Source organism: Roseobacter sp. HKCCA0434 (assembly GCF_032464675.1).
Taxonomy (GTDB): Bacteria; Pseudomonadota; Alphaproteobacteria; order Rhodobacterales; family Rhodobacteraceae; genus Pontivivens.
Genome location: NZ_JAWDKL010000001.1, coordinates 244057 through 260554 on the forward strand (window position 1 = coordinate 244057; position 16498 = coordinate 260554).

The following is a 16498-nucleotide window of genomic DNA, read 5'->3' on the forward strand; positions in this document are numbered from 1 at the left end:
AGGAAGCGCCCCCTTGCGGCGGACAGGTCCGCTTCATGGCATCAGCAAGACCGCAGAACGACCCATGAGTCGCGGCGGCAGAAATCGGACACGAATGAGACAAGCCAACAAGAACCGTTCGCGCAACAAGAACCGCAACAACAACAACAAGAATATGGGCAACGTCACCAACCGCGTCTTCGACAGCGCGGGGCCCGAAGGCAAGGTGCGCGGCACGCCCAGCCAGATCGTCGAGAAATACGAGACTCTGGCCCGCGACGCGCATCTGTCGGGCGATCGGGTGAATGCGGAGAACTTCCAGCAGCATTCCGAGCACTACAAGCGGATCCTGGCCGAGGCGCAGCGCCAGCAGGACGAACAGAACGCCAAGCGCGAGGCCGAGCAGGCCCAGCAACGCGCGCGGGAGCAGGAAAAGGCCGAGCAGCGCGCGCGCGAACAGCAGCAGGCCAATGATGCGCAGCCCGAGGAGCCGCGCTCCGAAAGCGACAGCACCCTCGTAGAGACGCCCGAGCAGCAGGAGGCGCCGAAGCCGCGCCGCACCCGCTCGCGCAAGAACAGCCGCAATGCGGACGAGGGGCAGGACGATCAGTCGGCCGAAGCGCAGCAAGCCTCCGAGGATTCGGCGGCCTAGTCTCGACTTTCGTCATCCACGACTGCGCGCAGCCAAGGCCGTAGTCCGCCGCGCATCGCCGTGCCGCCCCCCGGCACGGCGATTTGGTGCGTGAAGGCGCGACATCGAGTAATCACACGGACTTGGCCACCTTAAAGTGCCTTGAACTACTGACGGATCGCCGCGACGCGGCTCACCGCCCCCGCTGGATCTCCACGGCCCGCGCCAAGGCGCAGAAACGCTCCAGATCGATCTCCTCGGCCCGCGCGGTCGGGGGGATGGCGACGCTCTCCAGCACCGCCTCGACCTCCGGCACCACCCCGCGCAGGCTCGCCCGCAGCATCTTGCGCCGCTGGTTGAACGCGCGCGCCACCACGTCCGACAGCACCCGCGCATCCGCCGGGTAACGCGGCTCGGCCAGCCGGTCGAGATGCACCACGGCGGAGGAAACCTTGGGTGCGGGGGTGAAGGCCTGCGGCGGCAGATGCATCGCGATCCGCACGTCGCAGCGCCATTGCGCGAGGATCGACAGCCGCCCGTAGGCCTTCGAGCCCGGTTTCGCCGCGATCCGCTCCGCCACTTCCTTCTGGAACATCAGCGTCAGGCTCTGCCAGAAAGGGGGCCAGTCGGGCGGGCTCAGCCAGCGCAGCAGCAGCTCGGTCCCGACATTGTAGGGCAGGTTGGCGCAGATGCGGATCGGCGCCGTCAGATGGGGCAGCGGGTCGACCTCCAGCGCGTCGCCCTCCAGCACCACCAACCGCCCATTTGCCGCCTCCGCCACCTCGGCCAATGCGGGCAGGCAGCGCGGATCGCGCTCGATCGCGACGACCTTGCGCGACCCCTCGGCCAGCAGAGCGCGGGTCAGCCCGCCCGGACCCGGCCCGATCTCCAGCACGTCGCAGGCGGTCAGGTCGCCCGCCTGTCGTGCGATCTTGCCGGTCAGGTTGAGATCCAGCAGGAAGTTCTGCCCGAACGCCTTCTTCGCGCGCAGATCATGGGTCGCGATCACCTCGCGCAGCGGCGGCAGGTCCATCACGCTCATCCCCGCCGCTCCGCCATCTCCTGCGCCAGCCGGATTGCGGCGATCAGACTGTCGGGCCGCGCGATGCCGCGCCCCGCGATGTCGAAGGCCGTGCCGTGATCGGGCGAGGTCCGCACGAAGGGCAATCCCAGCGTCACATTCACCCCGTCATCGAAGCTCAAAGTCTTGAGCGGGATCAGCGCCTGATCGTGATACATGCAGATTGCGGCATCGTATCGCGAGCGAGCCGCCGCGTGGAACATGGTGTCGGCGGGCAGGGGATCGGTCAGATCGAACCCCTCGGCCCGCAGCCGCGCCAGCACCGGCGCGATCACCTCGATCTCCTGCCGGCCCATCACGCCACCTTCGCCCGCGTGCGGGTTCAGCCCCGCGATGGCCAGGCGCGGCCGGTCCAGCCCGAAATCGCGTCGCAGACCGGCTTCGGTCACACGGATCGTCTCGTCGAGCAGTTGCGGCGTCAACGCCTCCGGCACATCGGCCAACGGAATGTGGATCGTCACCGGCACGACGCGCAGGTCCGGCCCCGCCAGCATCATCACCGGGCGCGGCGCGCCGGACAGGTGCGCGAGGAACTCGGTATGGCCCGGATGCGCGAAGCCTCCACCATCCTTCAGCACCTTCTTGGAGATCGGCGCCGTCACCAGCGCCGAGGCCTCGCCCGATTGCGCCAGCGCCGCCCCGCGCGCGATGCTCTCGATCACCGCCGGGGCATTGGCGGGATCGGGCGTGCCGGGGACGACCGGCGCCGGCAAGGGAATGTCGATCACCGGCAACCGTTCCGGCCAGGCCGAGGCGTCCACATGCGCGACCCTGACCACCGGAGCACCCGCTGCTTCGAGCACCGCGGCGCTGCCGATCACCACGAACGGACCCGCCCCCGCCCGCCAGGCGGCGACGGCAAGCTCCGGGCCGATCCCGGCGGGATCGCCCAGCGACAGGGCGAGGGTCATCGGATCTCGATCACCGCGTCTCGGCGCAGCTCCTGCATGTAGCCGTCCGCGTAGGCGCCCAGCCGGTCGGAGAAGATCTGGTCCTGCACCCGGCGGCGCGTTTCCTCGTCCAGCGACAGGTCGCGGCTGCACAGCACGATGATCGAGAAGCTGTCGCCCGTCCGCACCGGTTGCGAGACCTGACCCTCCTGCGCGGTGGCGAGCGCCGAGAACAGGGACGGATCGACCGCGGACAGGGGGGCAGGGCCGAAGCGGCCGGAATTGGGGCCGAATCCTCCGCGCTCGATATCGCCACAGGTATTGATGCCACGCCGCGCCTCGACGGCGCGGGCGCGCGCGGCCTCCGCATCGCCTGTGATCGGGAAGGTGGCGCGCGCATAGCTGAGGGTGACGGCGCCGCTATCGGTCGCCTGTCCCTGCCGTTCGCTCACGACCTTCAGGAGCGACACGCCGCGGGTGATCGGGATCGGACGGCTGACGCCGCCGACATCGATCAGGTCGACCTCGGCCCGCATCGGGGGCGGCAGGTTGTCGACCGGAATCCAGCCGATCTCCCCCCCGCTCGACGCGGTTGCAGCCCGGCTGTAGCGGCGCGCCGCGGCCGCGAAATCGCCGCCGGCCTGCAGGTCGCTGGCCAGTTGAAGGATCAGGTCGCGCGTGCGCGCCTCGCCCCGCTCTGCGAAGGGAATCGCGATCTCGGCCAGCAGCACCTCGCGGGTGGAGCCGGTCGCGTCGAGCACCAGCGCCTCCTCCAGATCGTTCTCGTCGGGAATGGCGCGGCTGCGGAACCGCCGCTGCATCGCCGCGCGCCAGCCCAGCTGCGCAGCGATCTGGTTGGTCAGTGTTCCGAAATCGATGCCCGACCGGGCGAAACCCGCCGCCAATTCGTCGGGCGACAGGTTGCGCTGTGCCGCGAAATTGGCGATCGCCTCCTGCAGCTCCTCGCGGGATATGGTGATCCCCTGCCGACGGGCTTCCTGGCGCATCAACGCCTCGTTTGTCAGGTCCTCGACGACACGATCCTCGATCAGCGCGTCGGGAATGCCCAGCAGGCCGTAATAGGCCCGTCGCTGGTTCAGGTCGTAATAGGTCACCATATCCTCGTTCACCACGATCGCCGGGGCGAAGGGGGTGGTCTGGGCCTGCACCGGCAGGGCCAGGAGGATCATCGCAACGAGGGCGTGCATCAATCGGGTCACGTCAGTCTCCGTTCAGATTCCGCAGGACTGGCGGCGCCGTTCGGCGGCGGAGCCCTGCACACCGATCCCGGCAAGACGGAAGGTCAGGCCGAACTCGGTCGATGGGTCCACGTTATTGGAGCGGGTGAAGCGACGCGAGACCGAAAACTCGAATTCCGCGCATTCGTTACCCCAGCTCACGCCCGCGCCTGCGCGCAGGAAGGCGTCATTCTCCATGTCGCGGCGGAAGTTGAGCGACCCCGCCCAGTTCGGATCGAACCTGTAGCCCATGTCGAATTGGACCTCGGCCCGGTCGACCGGCGTCACTGCATCCGCTTCGAGGTAGACGTAATCGGCGGCGAGATCGAGACGCGCATCCGTATAGACGAACCCGAACTCCGAGCGGGAGAAATCGAGATTGCTGTCCGTCAGGAAGCTGCCCGACAGCGACAACCTCTCCGTTGCCTCGTAGCCGAAGGCGACCAGGAAATCGGACGAGACACCGGCGAGGCCCGACCCGGCCGGGAAACTCCCCAGCGCATCGTCGCGATAGACCCGTCCGACCGTGCCCGTAATGTTCCGGCCCGATGGGGTGATGCTTTCGTACCGCAGCCCGACATTGGCGTAGGCCCCGGTCTCGAAACGGTCGAGGCCGGGAAAGCGGTTCGTCGAGAACAGGCTGGTCTCGTCGAATTCCAGCAGAAGGCTGTCCTCGTTCGGGACATCCGTGGGGTCGCCGGTCTCCTCGGCGAGGACCAGCTGGACGATCGGCTCGACGATCTGCGTCAGCCGCGCGCCGCGCGCGATGAACGGCATCCGCATCTCCAGCCCGATCTGGCCACGGGCGCGCGCCTCGTTGAAGTCGCCATCCACCGGATCGTCGGCGACGGCATAGAGGTCGCCCGCAACATCGGTGAAGCCTCGCAGGACCAAGCCCGGAGCGGTGACGACGGTCCGGTCCAGCCCACCACCGACGCTGGCCCGCATGACGTCGCGACCGATCTCGCGCGAGAAGGATAGCAGGTCCGCATTCACCTCGCCGCGCATGGTGCCGAGGTCGAAGGCCCGGCGATACTCGGCCTGCGGCAGGACGAAGGGGACGGTGTCCTGATCCTCGTTCTCGCGCAACGTGTCGAAATAGGCGGTCTCGACCGTCCAGAACGAGTCGGGCACGAACCGTTCGAGCGAGAGGGACGAGGTAACGACGTCCTGGTTCGAGTAGCTGTATTCGGTCAGGAACGCATCATCCGAAAGGACCGTCGCGTCGAGCCGCGCGACGATGCGGTCGCCGAGCGCGTAATTGCCGAAGGCGGACAGGAAGCCGCGAAACGCATCGCCGTCATCCTCGTTCAGCTTCACCACGCCGTCGAGTTCGAGATAGCCGCGGTCCAGGGCCTGCCGGTACTCGCCCTCGACCAGAACGCCCTCGTCCGACGTGACGAAGGGCGTCAGCGTCACGTCGCGGCTGTCGTCGATGACATGGTAATAGGGCAGCTTTAGCCCGAACCCGTAGGTGCTGGCCGCGCTGAATTCGGGGTTGAGAAAGCCGCTCGCCCGCGCGACCGACGGGTCGGGATGGCGGAAATAGGGCAGGTAGAGCACCGGCACGCCGAACATCTCGAAGACGGCATTCTCGTAATGGAACTGCAACTCTTCCGCATCGCGGATCACCCGCTCGGCGCGGATCTTCCAGATCGGGACGGGGTTGTCCTCGCAGATCACGCAGCTCGACGCGACCACCCGGTCGAGCACTGTGAACCGACCGTCGAGCTGGCGCGCGGCCGATGCGGCGACCTGGAGCTGGTTGTCGATCAGCGCCCGCGCGCCCTCGATCACCCCCGTGCGCAAGTCCGGGTCGAGGGCTGCGTAATCGGCATAGAGCACCGCGCCGTCCGCCTGCTGCAAGGTCAGCTCGCCCGGCACGGTGACCGTGCCGCTGCGATCGTCGTAGATCAGCCGATCCGTCTGCACGACCGTGTCGCCGCGGATGATCGTGACGTTGCCCTCGGCGATCAGCGCGCCGGTCTCGGCGTCGACGCTCACCCGGTCGGCGACCAGCGCCACGCGCTCGGGCAGGGCGGGGGCTTGGGCGAGGACCGGCAGCGCCACGAAGACGGCCAATGCGAACATGCGAAGGAAGCGGGGCAGGTTATCCATCCTCGAGATGCAATAGTAGACTGGCCGCGAACATCAGCGCGGCGAGGGGCGGCACCCAGGCGGCCAGAACGACGGGAATCGTTCCCGCCGCCCCCAATGCCTGCGTGAAATCCGACAGGAAGAAGATCGCAAAACCGGCGATGACGCAAAGCAAAACCTGAACCCCGACAGAGCCGAACCGGACATGCCGCAACGAAAATCCCGCCGCGATCAGCACCATCGCTGCGAACATCAGCGGCCGGGCCAGTTCCGTCTGCTGGTAGAGGCGGTGTCGCACGGAGGAGAAGCCGGATGCCTCCAGCGTCGCGATGAAGCGCGGCAGGTCCCAGAAGCTCAGCTCCTCGGGATCGGCGAAGCTTTCCAGTATCTGGTTCGACGTCAGGTCCGTCTGGATCGAGACCTGCGCCGCCTCCTCGCCGCGCAGCATCGACAGGTCGCTGTCGAAGCGCCAGATCCGCGCGTCCTCGACCTGCCATGCGCCGTCGGTCAGGACCGCCCGGCGGGCCGACAGGCGCCGCGCGAGCCGATCCTCGCGGTCGAACTCGAACACCTGGACACCGATCAGCTCCCGCCCGTCCGGTGCCGCGCGCGTCGCGTTGATGACGGTCTGGCCCTCGGTGCCGGACTGACGCAGCCACAGACCCTCGGCCGAGATGCTCAGCAGGCTTTCCTCCCCGTCGAAGAAGCGCGCGTCCAAGACCTCGTAGCGGCTCAGCGCCGAGGCCGCGATCGGATTCCAGATGCCGAAGGCGACACAGCCCAGAACGGCGGCCGCCACCAGCGGCACGCGCAGGATCCGCCAGACCGACAGCCCCGCTGCGCGCAGGACGACCATCTCCGAGGTCCGGGCGAGCCCCAGAAAGGCAGCGAGCGAGCCCAAGAGCACGATGAAGGGGAAGGTCTCGCTCAGGATCGACGGCGCGAAGAGCAGCGCCATGGTCACCACCGGCGCACCTTGCGTCGGATCCGCGGGCTCGTTCCCCGTCAGCTCGACCAGATGCCCGATCAGCACCAGCGCCAGTGCCGCCACCAGCGCGATGGCGAGACCCCGAAGATGCCTGCGCAGGATGTAGAGACCGAGCGTCACGCCGCTGCCTCCCGTTTCCGGCGCCCGCGCGGGCGGGACAGGTAGGCGAAGCTGCCCGCCAGCAGCGCGAGGGGAATGACGTAGAGCAGCGGCCATATCTCGGGCGTCCGCTCCGCGGCGGAGACGGCTGCGATCCCGGCAGACCGGGCGCCGATCGCGAGGGCGACGGCGACCACGATCCGGCGCGACGATCCACCCCGCCGGAAAGGCCCGCCCAGAACGGCGGCGATCCCCAGCATCGGAAAGGCGAGCGCATAGAGCGGCTCGGACATGCGCTCATGCGCGGTCACGAACAGCTCGTCGCGAAAGGCGGTATTCCCGTTCCAGATCTTGTAGGGCGGATCGAGCAATGTCGCGATGCCGAAATCGGAAGCGCGCGGCCTCCGCATCACCGTCTCCTGCGTGGTCGGACCCAGATCGTAGGCGAAGCGGTCGAAGTCGAGCACGCTCAGCTGCCGCCCGGCATCGGCGAATTGCTGCGCGGCACCGTCGAACAGCACCAGCTGCAACCGCCCGTCGCCGCGCGTCAGCTGCGCCTGGCTGGCCGTGTAGGTGATCGACTGCCCCGGCTCGCGCGCATCGTGGATGAAGATGTCGAGCATCCGTCCTTCGGAATTCGCCTGCCGCAGATAGACGGTCACGCCGCTGACCGGATGGTTGAACTGCCCCTCGCGCAGCAGCGAGTTGGCCAGCTCCGCCTTCAGCGCCTCGCGCCGCTCGCGCAGCTCGCTCTCCGCCCGCGGGGCGAGGTAGAGCGTCAGCGCCGCCGTCAGCACGGTGGCGACCAGTCCGAGGTAGAGGGCGGGCCGTGCCATCGCCGCCGGGCTCTGACCCGCCGCGATCATCACCGTCAGTTCCGATTCCGAGTAGAGCCGGTTGATCGCGAACAGCGTCGCCGCCAGGGCCGAGATCGGCAGGACGATGCTCATCACATTGGGCAGCAGCAGCGCGGAGAGCTCCAGGAACACCGCCGCGGACTGGTTGTTGTTGACCACCGTATCGACGATGCGCAGCGACTGCGTCAGCCAGAAGACGCCCGTGAAGATCAGAGCGAAGAAGCCGAGCGGCCCCAGCAGCTGACCCAGCACATATCTGTCGATCTGGCGCATCGGGCGGGGCGGTCCTCGGGTCGGGCATCGGATGACCCCCTTGCTAGGCGGGCACCCCGGCCCGGTCAAGCGCGCGTCCTTGCCAACGGGGGCGCGCACGGTCTACCCCTGTCGCGACCCGACCGGGAAAGGACCCATCCATGACCGCACCGCTCGACATCCGCTTCATCGACATGGACATCGAGGCCATCGCCGCGATGGAAGGTCGCGTCGCCGTCCTGCTGCCGCCCGACGGCAAGATGGACAAGCTCGCCCGCCGCGCCAACCGCCTGACCCGCGGCACGATCGAGCGCCTGTCGCAAAGCCCCCGGTGGGAGAAGCTGGAGGAGGGCAAGCTGGTCGAGATCGCCATGCCCGGCGGCATGGAGGCGGACGCCCTGCTGGTCGTGAAGCTCGACCGGCGTGCGACGCCCGCACTGGCCCGCAAGGCAGGTGCCACGCTCGCGGGCGCGATGGGCACCGGGGCGCTGCACGTCCTCGCCGCCTCCTTCGCCAAGGCCGGCGACGTGAGCTACGGCCTCGCCCTGCGCGCCTACACCTTCGACGCGCACAAGAAGAAGGACGACGAGGCGCCCGCGGGCAAGGCGACTTTCATGGTCGCCAAGCCCGAGGCGCTGGCGGCGGAGACCGCCGACATGGCCGCCGTGGTCGAGGGCGTGTTCTTCACACGCGACCTGATCAACGAGCCGTCCAACGTGCTGGGCACCGAGGATTTCGCCGCGCGCCTTGCCGCGATGGGCGAGTTGGGGCTGGAGGTCGAGATCCTGGAGGAGGACGAGCTCGAAAAGCTCGGGATGCGCACGCTGCTCGCCGTGGGCATGGCCTCCGACATGCCGTCCAAGGTCGTCGTCATGCGCTGGAACGGCGGCGGTGACGAGGCCCCGCTCGCGCTGGTCGGCAAGGGCGTGACCTTCGACACCGGCGGCATCAGCCTCAAGCCCGCCGGCGGCATGGAGGACATGACGATGGACATGGGCGGCGCGGGCACCGTCGCGGGCGTCATGCGCGCGATCGCCCTGCGCGGCGCGAAGGCCAACGTCGTGGGCCTCGTCGGTCTCGTCGAGAACATGCCCGGCGGCAACGCGCAGCGCCCCGGCGACGTGGTCAAGTCCATGAAGGGCGACACGGTCGAGGTCATCAACACCGATGCGGAAGGTCGTCTCGTGCTGGCCGATGTGCTCTGGTACGCGCAGGACCGCTTCGCGCCTTCCGCCATCATCGACCTCGCCACCCTGACCGGCGCGATCATCATCGCCCTCGGGCACGAGCACGCGGGGGTCTTCTCCAACGACGACGATTTCGCCAGCCGCCTGCTGAAGGCCGCCCGCGACGAAGGGGAGGGCGCCTGGCAGCTGCCGATGGGTCCCGCCTACGACAAGAAGCTGAAAAGCCGCGTCGCCGACATGAAGAACGTGGGCGGGCGCGACGGCGGCTCGATCACCGCCGCGCAGTTCCTGCAACGCTTCGTCAAGGACGGAACGCCCTGGATCCATCTCGACATCGCGGGCACCGCCTCCACCAAGTCGGCCACCGATTTCGCGCCCGCAGGGGCCACCGGCTGGGGTGTGCGCACGCTCGACCGGCTGATCCGCGACGAGTACGAGGTCGCGGGCGACGCCGACGAGGGCTGATGGAGGTCCTGTTCTACAGGCTCGGCTCCTCGACGCTGGAGGCGACGGTCACGACCTTCGCCGAACGCACGCTCGCGCGCGGCGCTCGCATGGCCGTGCGCGGGACGGGGGCCGCGCGGCTCGACATACTCGACGCACATCTGTGGAGCTTTCGCGACGACGCCTTCCTGCCGCACGGGCAGGCGGGCGGGCCGCACGATGCCGAGCAGCCGGTGCTGCTGACCACGAAGGCGGAGGTGCCGAACGGTGCGACCACGCTGATCCTGTGCGACGGCGCGCGCGTGGAGACCGGCGAATTGGACGGGTTCGAGCGCGTCGCCCTGATCTTCGACGGCAATGACGACGAGGCGACCCGCATCGCGCGCGAGGACTGGAAGCGTGTGAGCGAAACCGGCCACACCGCCGTGTTCTGGGCCGAAGAAGAAGGCCGCTGGGTCGAGAAGGCCCGCTCGGGTTCTTGAGGCCAAGCCCCAGCCCCCGAGCCGGGGCCGCTCTCGATCCCGTGCGCCCGCGCGGAATCAAGCCGAAGGCGCCGCGCATCGGTCGTGCCAGCGGCACGCCTGCGGCGTGACTCGCCCCCCGGCACGGCGATTTGGTCGATGTAAAGGCGATACGGCGAGGTCTTACGGACTTGGCCGACATAAAGTGCCATGCTCATCGGGTTGAACGCCGCACCGCGGCCCGCCGACGCGCTCCGTCGCGCCCCTACCGCTCCAGCACCAGCCGGTCGCCCTCGATCACGATCCGCGCGAACCGGTCGAGATAGGCGAGCCCCAGCAGCGACTCGTCCATCTGGCCCTCGTTCACCACGGCCGAGACGTTGCGATCCTCGATCCCTTCGAGGGTGAAGCTCTCCAGCATGACCGGCGCCATGCCGACCACCCCGTTCGCCGTGCGCGCCTCGCCCGTATAGCGCAGGGTGTTCGGATCGATCCCGACCCGCCGCGCATCTGCCTGCGTCAGCACGATCAGGCTCGCACCCGTATCCACGACGAAGGGAACAGTGACACCGTTGATCTGCGCCCGTGCCGCGAAATGCCCGTCCGCCGTGCGCATCAGCACGACCGACCCGTCCCCGCGCTGTTCCTGCGTCGCGGGCAGCAGCGTGCCCTCCAGCAGATGCTTGTTCTGGTAGCCGAGGATCAGCGCCCCGAACAGCCCGCCCCAGACCGCCATGTGCTTGAGCGCCGTGCCCGCCCGCCCCGAATAGCCTGCCAGAACCGCACCGCCCAATGCCACGACGATGATGCCATAGTAAGCCGCCTGCGCGATCTGATCGCCGCTCATCCCACGACCCCCGCCGCGCGCAAGCCGTCGAGGATGAACTGCGTGGCGAGTGCGGCCAGCAGCACGCCGAGGATCCGGGTGATCACGTTGACGCCGACCTGGCCGATCAGCCGCTCCATCAGCCCCGCGATCAGGAACAGACCCAGCGCGATCCCCAGCACCAGCGCCATCACCGCGACCAGCACAGCTTGCGTCGCGAGGTCATCGGCCTGACCGACCAGCAGGACCATCGTGGCCATCGCCCCCGGCCCGGCCAGCAAGGGCAGGGCGAGCGGAAAGACCGACGGGTCGCGCTCCGGCTCCGGGTCATCCGCCTGGTTCGAGCGGCGCGGGTTGCGCTTCTCGAACAGCATCTCCACCGCGATCAGGAACAGCAGCACCCCGCCCGAGATCCGAAAGGCCGGCATGCCGATACCGACCGCGTCCAGCAGCGCCTCGCCCGCCAGCGCGAAGGACAGCAGGATCACGAAGGCGATCGCCACCGCGCGCACCGCGATGCGCCGCCGCTGCGCGCGACTCGCCCCCGGCGTCAGTGCCACGAAGATCGGCGTCAGCCCAATCGGGTCGATGATCACGAACAGCGTGACGAAGGCGGTCAGCGCGATCTCGATCATCCCGCCGCCTCCAGCTTCGAGGAGATGTCGAGCCAGATCGCCTCCGCGCGCTCCAGCCCGTCCATGATCTCGGCCCGCTTCTTTTGCAGCATGGCCTGACGCTCGGTATCGCCGCGCTCGTAGAGGCGTGGATCGGCAAGGCCGCTATCGACCTTCTCGCGCATCTCCTCCAGCTTGGCTATGCGGGCCTCGGCCTTGGCCAGCTCCGCCTTCAACGGCGCGGTACGGCTGCGCGGAGCGGGCTTCGGTTTCGGTGCCTCCGCCTTCTTCTCGGGCTTCGGCTTGCCGCCGCGCTCGGCCAGCAGCAGGCGACGATAGGCCTCCATGTCGTCCTCGAAGGGCACGACCGCGCCGTCCTTGACCAGCCACAGCCGGTCGGCCACCGCCTCCACCAGATGCGGGTCGTGGCTGACGAGGATCACAGCGCCCTCGTATTCGGTCAGCGCCAGCACCAGCGCCTCGCGGCTCTCGATATCGAGATGGTTGGTCGGCTCGTCGAGGATCAGCAGATGCGGCGCGTCGATCGTGCAGAGCAGCATGGCCAGCCGCGCCTTCTGCCCGCCCGACAGGCGGCGCACCTCCACATCCGCGATCTCCACCCCGATGCCGCCCGCCGCCAGCCGCGCACGCAGCTTGGCCGGGGCCTCCTCGGGCCTGAGGCGCCGCACATGGTCGAGCGGGGTCTCCCCCGCCATCAACTCGTCGAGCTGGTGCTGCGCGAAATAGCCGATCCTCAGCTTGTTCGCCGTCACCACCGTCCCGTCGCTGGCCCGCAACCGGCCCGAGATCAGCTTGGACAGGGTCGACTTGCCCTGACCGTTGGCGCCGAGCAGCGCGATCCGGTCGTCCTGATCTATCCGCAGGTCGAGCTTGCGCAGCACCGGCGGCCCACCATAGCCGACGCTCGCGTCGCGCAGATTGACGATGGGCGGCGACAGCTCCTCGGGCGAGGGGAAGGAGAACGCTGCCACGCTCGTCTCCACCACGCCCGCGATGGGCTGCATCCGCTCCAGCATCTTCACGCGGGACTGCGCCTGCTTGGCCTTCGACGCCTTGGCCTTGAACCGGTCCACGAAGCTTTGCAGATGCGCGCGCTGCGCGTCCTGCTTCTTCTTGGCGGCGACCTGCTGCTCCAGCTTCGCCCGACGCATCGCGTCGAACTGGTCGTAATTGCCCTGATAGTAGGTCAGCTTCTGCGCATCGAGATGCAGGATCCCCCCGACTGAACGGTTGAGGAGCCCCCGGTCGTGCGAGATCACCAGCGCCGTATGCGGATAGCGTTGCAGGAACGTCTCCAGCCAGACAGTGCCTTCGAGGTCCAGATAGTTCGTCGGTTCGTCGAGCAGCAGCACGTCGGGCTGGCTGAACAGCACCGCCGCAAGCGCCACCCGCATCCGCCATCCGCCCGAGAAATCGGCGCAGGCCCGCGCCTGCGCCTCGGTGTCAAAGCCCAGGCCCATCAGGATCGACGCCGCGCGCGCCTCCGCCGAATGGGCCTCGATATCGGCGAGCCGGGTGTGGATCTCCGCGATCCGCGTGCCGTCGGTGGCGGTCTCCGCCTCCGCCAGCAGGCCCGCACGCTCGGTATCGGCGGCCAGCACCGTGTCGATCAGGCTCACATCGCTCGCCGGGGCCTCCTGCGCCACGCCGCCGATGCGCGCCTGGCGCGGCACCTCGATCTCCCCACCGTCGAGCGCCCACTCCCCGCGGATCAGCCGGAACAGCGTGGTCTTGCCGGTGCCGTTGCGCCCGACCACGCCGACCTTGTGCCCGGCGGGAATCGTGGCGGAGGCCCCGTCGAACAGTCGGCGGCCTTCCAGCGTGAAGGTGATGTCTTTGATCGTCAGCATGGGCGAGCGATGGACCAAGCCCCGCCGGGTGTCAATCGCGCGCCCGCACGCCGGGTCTTTATCCCCCGCGCGACCCATGCTACGGGGCGCGCAATTCTCAACGACAGGAGGCCCTCATGGCCGTGCAACGCACCTTCTCGATCATCAAGCCCGACGCGACCAACCGCAACCTGACCGGCGCGATCAACGCCAAGCTGGAGGCCGCGGGGCTGCGCATCGTCGCGCAAAAGCGCATCCACCTGACCAAGGCGCAGGCCGGCGTGTTCTACGGCGTCCATGCCGAGCGTCCGTTCTACGACGAGCTGTGCGAATTCATGTCCTCCGCGCCCATCGTGGTGCAGGTCCTCGAAGGCGAGGACGCCATCGCCAAGAACCGTGAAGTGATGGGTGCGACCAACCCCGCCGATGCGGCCGAAGGCACAATCCGCAAGGAATTTGCCCTGTCGATCGGCGAGAACTCGGTCCACGGCTCCGACGCGCCCGAGACGGCGGCGGTCGAGATCGCCTATTTCTTCTCCGGCCTCGAAATCGTCGGCTGAAGACCTGCGGCCTTCGGGCCGCGACCGAATACCGGGGCAGGGCGCATCACCGCGCCCGCCCCACCCCCCCGGCGCGTGAAGTTTTGATGACACCGCGCCTTCTTTCTTGCCTCTTTCCCCGCCTCGCGCCAATCCGCCGGGTATCGACCCAATGGCGGAGGTTTCCATGACCGTCTATGCGCTCAACGGCCTCGGCCGCATCGGCAAGCTCGCGCTGCGCGCGCTTCTGGACCGGGGCGCTCAGATCGCCTGGATCAACGACGCGACCGGCGATCCGGCCATGCACGCGCATCTGCTGGAATTCGACACGGTACACGGGCGCTGGCCCGCCGATTTCGCGCACGATGCGGACAGCGTCACAATCGACGGGACCCGTCTGCCCTTCGTCGGCACGGGTGACCTCGCCGCCCTGCCGCTCGACGGGGTGGACGTGGTCATCGATTGCACCGGCACCTTCAAGACCGAGGCCGCCCTTGCCCCATATTTCGACGCGGGCATCGAACGGGTCGTGGTCAGCGCGCCGGTCAAGGACGGAGACGCCGCCAATATCGTCTACGGCGTCAACCACGACATCTTCGATCCCGCGCGCCACCGCATCGTCACCGCCGCCTCCTGCACCACCAACTGCCTTGCACCGGTGGTGAAGGTCCTGCACGAGGGCATCGGTATCGCCCACGGCTCCATCACGACCATCCACGACGTCACGAACACGCAGACCATCGTGGACCGCCCGGCCAAGGACCTGCGCCGCGCCCGCTCGGCGCTCAACTCGCTGATCCCGACCACGACCGGCAGTGCCATCGCGATCACGCTGATCTACCCCGAGCTTGCAGGACGTCTCGACGGCCACGCCGTGCGCGTCCCGCTGCTCAACGCCTCGCTGACCGACTGCGTGTTCGAAATGCAGCGCGAAACGACTGTCGCGGAGGTCAACGCCCTTTTCGAGGCCGCCGCCACCGGCCCTCTCGCGGGCATCCTCGGCTGCGAGGCGCGGCCCCTCGTCTCTGCCGACTACGTGAACGACACGCGCTCCTCGATCGTCGACGCGCCCTCCACGATGGTGGTGAACGGCACACAGGTGAAGGTCTACGCCTGGTACGACAACGAGATGGGCTATGCCCACCGCCTCGTCGACGTGGCCCTGATGGTCGGAGCGAAAGGGTGAGCGACCGGCCCTCCGGCCTGTCCGCCTACATCGCCGTCACAGCGGCCTATTGGGCGTTCATGCTCACCGACGGCGCCCTGCGGATGCTGGTGCTTCTGCATTTCCACACGCTCGGCTTCAGCCCGGTGCAGCTCGCCTTCCTCTTCGTGCTCTACGAGGTCGCGGGCATCGTCACCAACCTCTCCGCCGGATGGATCGCCGCGCGGTTCGGGCTGGTCTCGACGCTGCGGGCAGGGCTGGCGATCCAGGTCGTGGCCCTGGTGGCGCTGGCGGGTCTCGACCCCGACTGGGCGGTCGGCCTCTCCGTCGCCTATGTCATGGCCGTCCAGGGGGCGAGCGGCGTGGCCAAGGACCTCGCCAAGATGTCCTCCAAGTCGGCGGTCAAGCTGCTGGCACCCGAGGGGCAGGGCGGCCTCTTCCGCTGGGTGGCACTGCTGACCGGATCGAAGAACGCGGTGAAGGGCGCGGGCTTCCTGCTCGGCGCGGCCCTCCTGTCGCTGATCGGCTTCGTGCCCTCCGTGCTGGCGATGGCCGCGGCGCTGGCCGTCATCCTCGCAGCCATCGTGCTCGCCATGCCCGATGGCCTGCCGACCGGACGGCGCGATGCGAAGTTCCGCGAAATCCTCTCGGACTCGCCGAACGTCAACTGGCTCTCGGCTGCGCGCGTCTGCCTGTTCGGGGCACGCGACGTCTGGTTCGTCGTCGGCATCCCGATCTACTTCTACGCCGTGCTCTCGGACGGAACCGAGGACGGCAACCGCACGGCCTTCTTCCTGATCGGCACCTTCATGGCGGTGTGGACGATCCTCTACGGCGCGGTGCAGGCCTATGCGCCGCGCATCCTGAAGGCCCGGAGCCGCCCGGATGCCGAGATGGTCCGGCTCGCGCGCCCGCTCGCTGCGATGCTGGCCGCGGTTCCCGCCGTCCTGGCCTGCGCGGCACTTGCCAGCGGCGAACCTGCCATCTGGCTGACCGTCACGCTGGTCGCAGGGCTCCTGATCTTCGGTGCGATCTTCGCACTGAACTCCGCGCTGCATTCCTACCTGATCCTCGCGTTCACGCGGACCGACCGGGTGACGATGGATGTCGGATTCTACTACATGGCCAACGCCGCGGGCCGCCTGATCGGCACGGTGCTGTCGGGCGTGACCTACCAGGCAGGGGGGCTGTCCCTCATGCTGGCCACCGCAACGATCATGCTGGTAGCATCGGCCATGTTCGCACGCAGGCTCGATCCTGATTGCGGGACCTGACACAACCAACACTATCAAACCCAGCA

Annotated in this window: 15 protein-coding genes; 6 read left to right on the forward strand and 9 right to left on the reverse strand. The window is 68.4% G+C overall.

Going from position 1 to position 16498, the window contains the following annotated elements; all coding sequences use genetic code 11:
- Positions 1–94 precede the first annotated feature (94 nt).
- The gene (locus RX333_RS01250) at positions 95–631 is read left to right on the forward strand and encodes a DUF4167 domain-containing protein (protein WP_316013088.1); all 537 of its coding nucleotides are present in this window, start codon (positions 95–97) and stop codon (positions 629–631) included.
- Positions 632–803: 172 nt separating this feature from the next.
- On the opposite strand, the gene rsmA is transcribed toward RX333_RS01250, so the two are convergent.
- The 6 genes from rsmA to lptF are packed head-to-tail and all read right to left on the reverse strand — an operon-like array spanning position 804 to position 8133.
- Positions 804–1652 (reverse strand): 16S rRNA (adenine(1518)-N(6)/adenine(1519)-N(6))-dimethyltransferase RsmA, encoded by an 849-nt coding sequence (gene rsmA, locus RX333_RS01255; protein WP_316013089.1) that lies wholly within the window; start codon positions 1650–1652, stop codon positions 804–806.
- Positions 1649–2602 (reverse strand): 4-hydroxythreonine-4-phosphate dehydrogenase PdxA, encoded by a 954-nt coding sequence (pdxA, locus tag RX333_RS01260; RefSeq protein ID WP_316013090.1) that lies wholly within the window; start codon positions 2600–2602, stop codon positions 1649–1651. Before pdxA ends, rsmA begins: the two co-directional genes overlap by 4 nt.
- Positions 2599–3801 (reverse strand): peptidylprolyl isomerase, encoded by a 1203-nt coding sequence (locus RX333_RS01265; protein WP_316013091.1) that lies wholly within the window; start codon positions 3799–3801, stop codon positions 2599–2601. Before RX333_RS01265 ends, pdxA begins: the two co-directional genes overlap by 4 nt.
- Before the next feature lie 12 nt (positions 3802–3813).
- Positions 3814–5937, reverse strand: a complete 2124-nt coding sequence (locus RX333_RS01270) for an LPS-assembly protein LptD (RefSeq protein ID WP_316013092.1) — start codon at positions 5935–5937, stop codon at positions 3814–3816.
- Positions 5930–7024, reverse strand: coding sequence for an LPS export ABC transporter permease LptG (gene lptG, locus RX333_RS01275; RefSeq protein ID WP_316013093.1), 1095 nt, complete (start codon positions 7022–7024; stop codon positions 5930–5932). Before lptG ends, RX333_RS01270 begins: the two co-directional genes overlap by 8 nt.
- A complete protein-coding gene (gene lptF, locus RX333_RS01280; RefSeq protein ID WP_316013094.1) occupies positions 7021–8133 on the reverse strand; it encodes an LPS export ABC transporter permease LptF in 1113 nt (370 codons plus the stop codon). The genes lptG and lptF overlap by 4 nt, the downstream gene beginning before the upstream one ends.
- 140 nt (positions 8134–8273) lie before the next feature.
- On the opposite strand from lptF, the gene RX333_RS01285 reads away from it, so the two are divergent.
- Positions 8274–9764: a leucyl aminopeptidase gene (locus tag RX333_RS01285; RefSeq protein ID WP_316013095.1), complete on the forward strand. Its 1491-nt coding sequence runs from the start codon at positions 8274–8276 to the stop codon at positions 9762–9764.
- The gene (locus tag RX333_RS01290; RefSeq protein WP_316013096.1) at positions 9764–10225 is read left to right on the forward strand and encodes a DNA polymerase III subunit chi; all 462 of its coding nucleotides are present in this window, start codon (positions 9764–9766) and stop codon (positions 10223–10225) included. The genes RX333_RS01285 and RX333_RS01290 overlap by 1 nt, the downstream gene beginning before the upstream one ends.
- Positions 10226–10469: 244 nt before the next feature.
- On the opposite strand, the gene RX333_RS01295 is transcribed toward RX333_RS01290, so the two are convergent.
- From RX333_RS01295 to RX333_RS01305, 3 genes are read right to left on the reverse strand one after another with little or no spacing between them, the layout of a single operon-like run.
- Positions 10470–11051: a TIGR02281 family clan AA aspartic protease gene (locus RX333_RS01295; protein ID WP_316013097.1), complete on the reverse strand. Its 582-nt coding sequence runs from the start codon at positions 11049–11051 to the stop codon at positions 10470–10472.
- On the reverse strand, positions 11048–11665 hold the full coding sequence (locus RX333_RS01300) for a MarC family protein (protein ID WP_316013098.1): 618 nt from the start codon (positions 11663–11665) through the stop codon (positions 11048–11050). The genes RX333_RS01295 and RX333_RS01300 overlap by 4 nt, the downstream gene beginning before the upstream one ends.
- Positions 11662–13515, reverse strand: coding sequence for an ABC-F family ATP-binding cassette domain-containing protein (locus RX333_RS01305; RefSeq protein ID WP_316013099.1), 1854 nt, complete (start codon positions 13513–13515; stop codon positions 11662–11664). Before RX333_RS01305 ends, RX333_RS01300 begins: the two co-directional genes overlap by 4 nt.
- A gap of 116 nt (positions 13516–13631) precedes the next feature.
- Between RX333_RS01305 and ndk the strand changes: the two genes are divergently transcribed.
- From ndk to arsJ, 3 genes are all read left to right on the forward strand, one after another.
- A complete protein-coding gene (gene ndk, locus RX333_RS01310; RefSeq protein ID WP_316013100.1) occupies positions 13632–14054 on the forward strand; it encodes a nucleoside-diphosphate kinase in 423 nt (140 codons plus the stop codon).
- Positions 14055–14220: 166 nt separating this feature from the next.
- Entirely contained in the window at positions 14221–15219 is a 999-nt protein-coding gene (locus RX333_RS01315) for an ArsJ-associated glyceraldehyde-3-phosphate dehydrogenase (protein ID WP_316013101.1), read from the forward strand.
- A complete protein-coding gene (gene arsJ / locus RX333_RS01320) occupies positions 15216–16472 on the forward strand; it encodes an organoarsenical effux MFS transporter ArsJ (RefSeq protein WP_316013102.1) in 1257 nt (418 codons plus the stop codon). Before RX333_RS01315 ends, arsJ begins: the two co-directional genes overlap by 4 nt.
- Positions 16473–16498: the final 26 nt, after the last annotated feature.

Bases quoted from the DNA above. Each gene is read 5' to 3' on its own strand.
- RX333_RS01305 (WP_316013099.1), bottom strand. From the start codon at position 13,515: ATGCTGACGATCAAAGACATCACCTTCACGCTGGAAGGCCGCCGACTG.
- pdxA (WP_316013090.1), bottom strand. From the start codon at position 2,602: ATGACCCTCGCCCTGTCGCTGGGCGATCCCGCCGGGATCGGCCCGGAG.
- rsmA (WP_316013089.1), bottom strand. From the start codon at position 1,652: ATGAGCGTGATGGACCTGCCGCCGCTGCGCGAGGTGATCGCGACCCAT.
- RX333_RS01290 (WP_316013096.1), top strand. From the start codon at position 9,764: ATGGAGGTCCTGTTCTACAGGCTCGGCTCCTCGACGCTGGAGGCGACG.
- RX333_RS01300 (WP_316013098.1), bottom strand. From the start codon at position 11,665: ATGATCGAGATCGCGCTGACCGCCTTCGTCACGCTGTTCGTGATCATC.
- ndk (WP_316013100.1), top strand. From the start codon at position 13,632: ATGGCCGTGCAACGCACCTTCTCGATCATCAAGCCCGACGCGACCAAC.
- RX333_RS01270 (WP_316013092.1), bottom strand. From the start codon at position 5,937: ATGGATAACCTGCCCCGCTTCCTTCGCATGTTCGCATTGGCCGTCTTC.
- RX333_RS01250 (WP_316013088.1), top strand. From the start codon at position 95: ATGAGACAAGCCAACAAGAACCGTTCGCGCAACAAGAACCGCAACAAC.
- RX333_RS01295 (WP_316013097.1), bottom strand. From the start codon at position 11,051: ATGAGCGGCGATCAGATCGCGCAGGCGGCTTACTATGGCATCATCGTC.
- lptF (WP_316013094.1), bottom strand. From the start codon at position 8,133: ATGCGCCAGATCGACAGATATGTGCTGGGTCAGCTGCTGGGGCCGCTC.
- RX333_RS01285 (WP_316013095.1), top strand. From the start codon at position 8,274: ATGACCGCACCGCTCGACATCCGCTTCATCGACATGGACATCGAGGCC.
- RX333_RS01315 (WP_316013101.1), top strand. From the start codon at position 14,221: ATGACCGTCTATGCGCTCAACGGCCTCGGCCGCATCGGCAAGCTCGCG.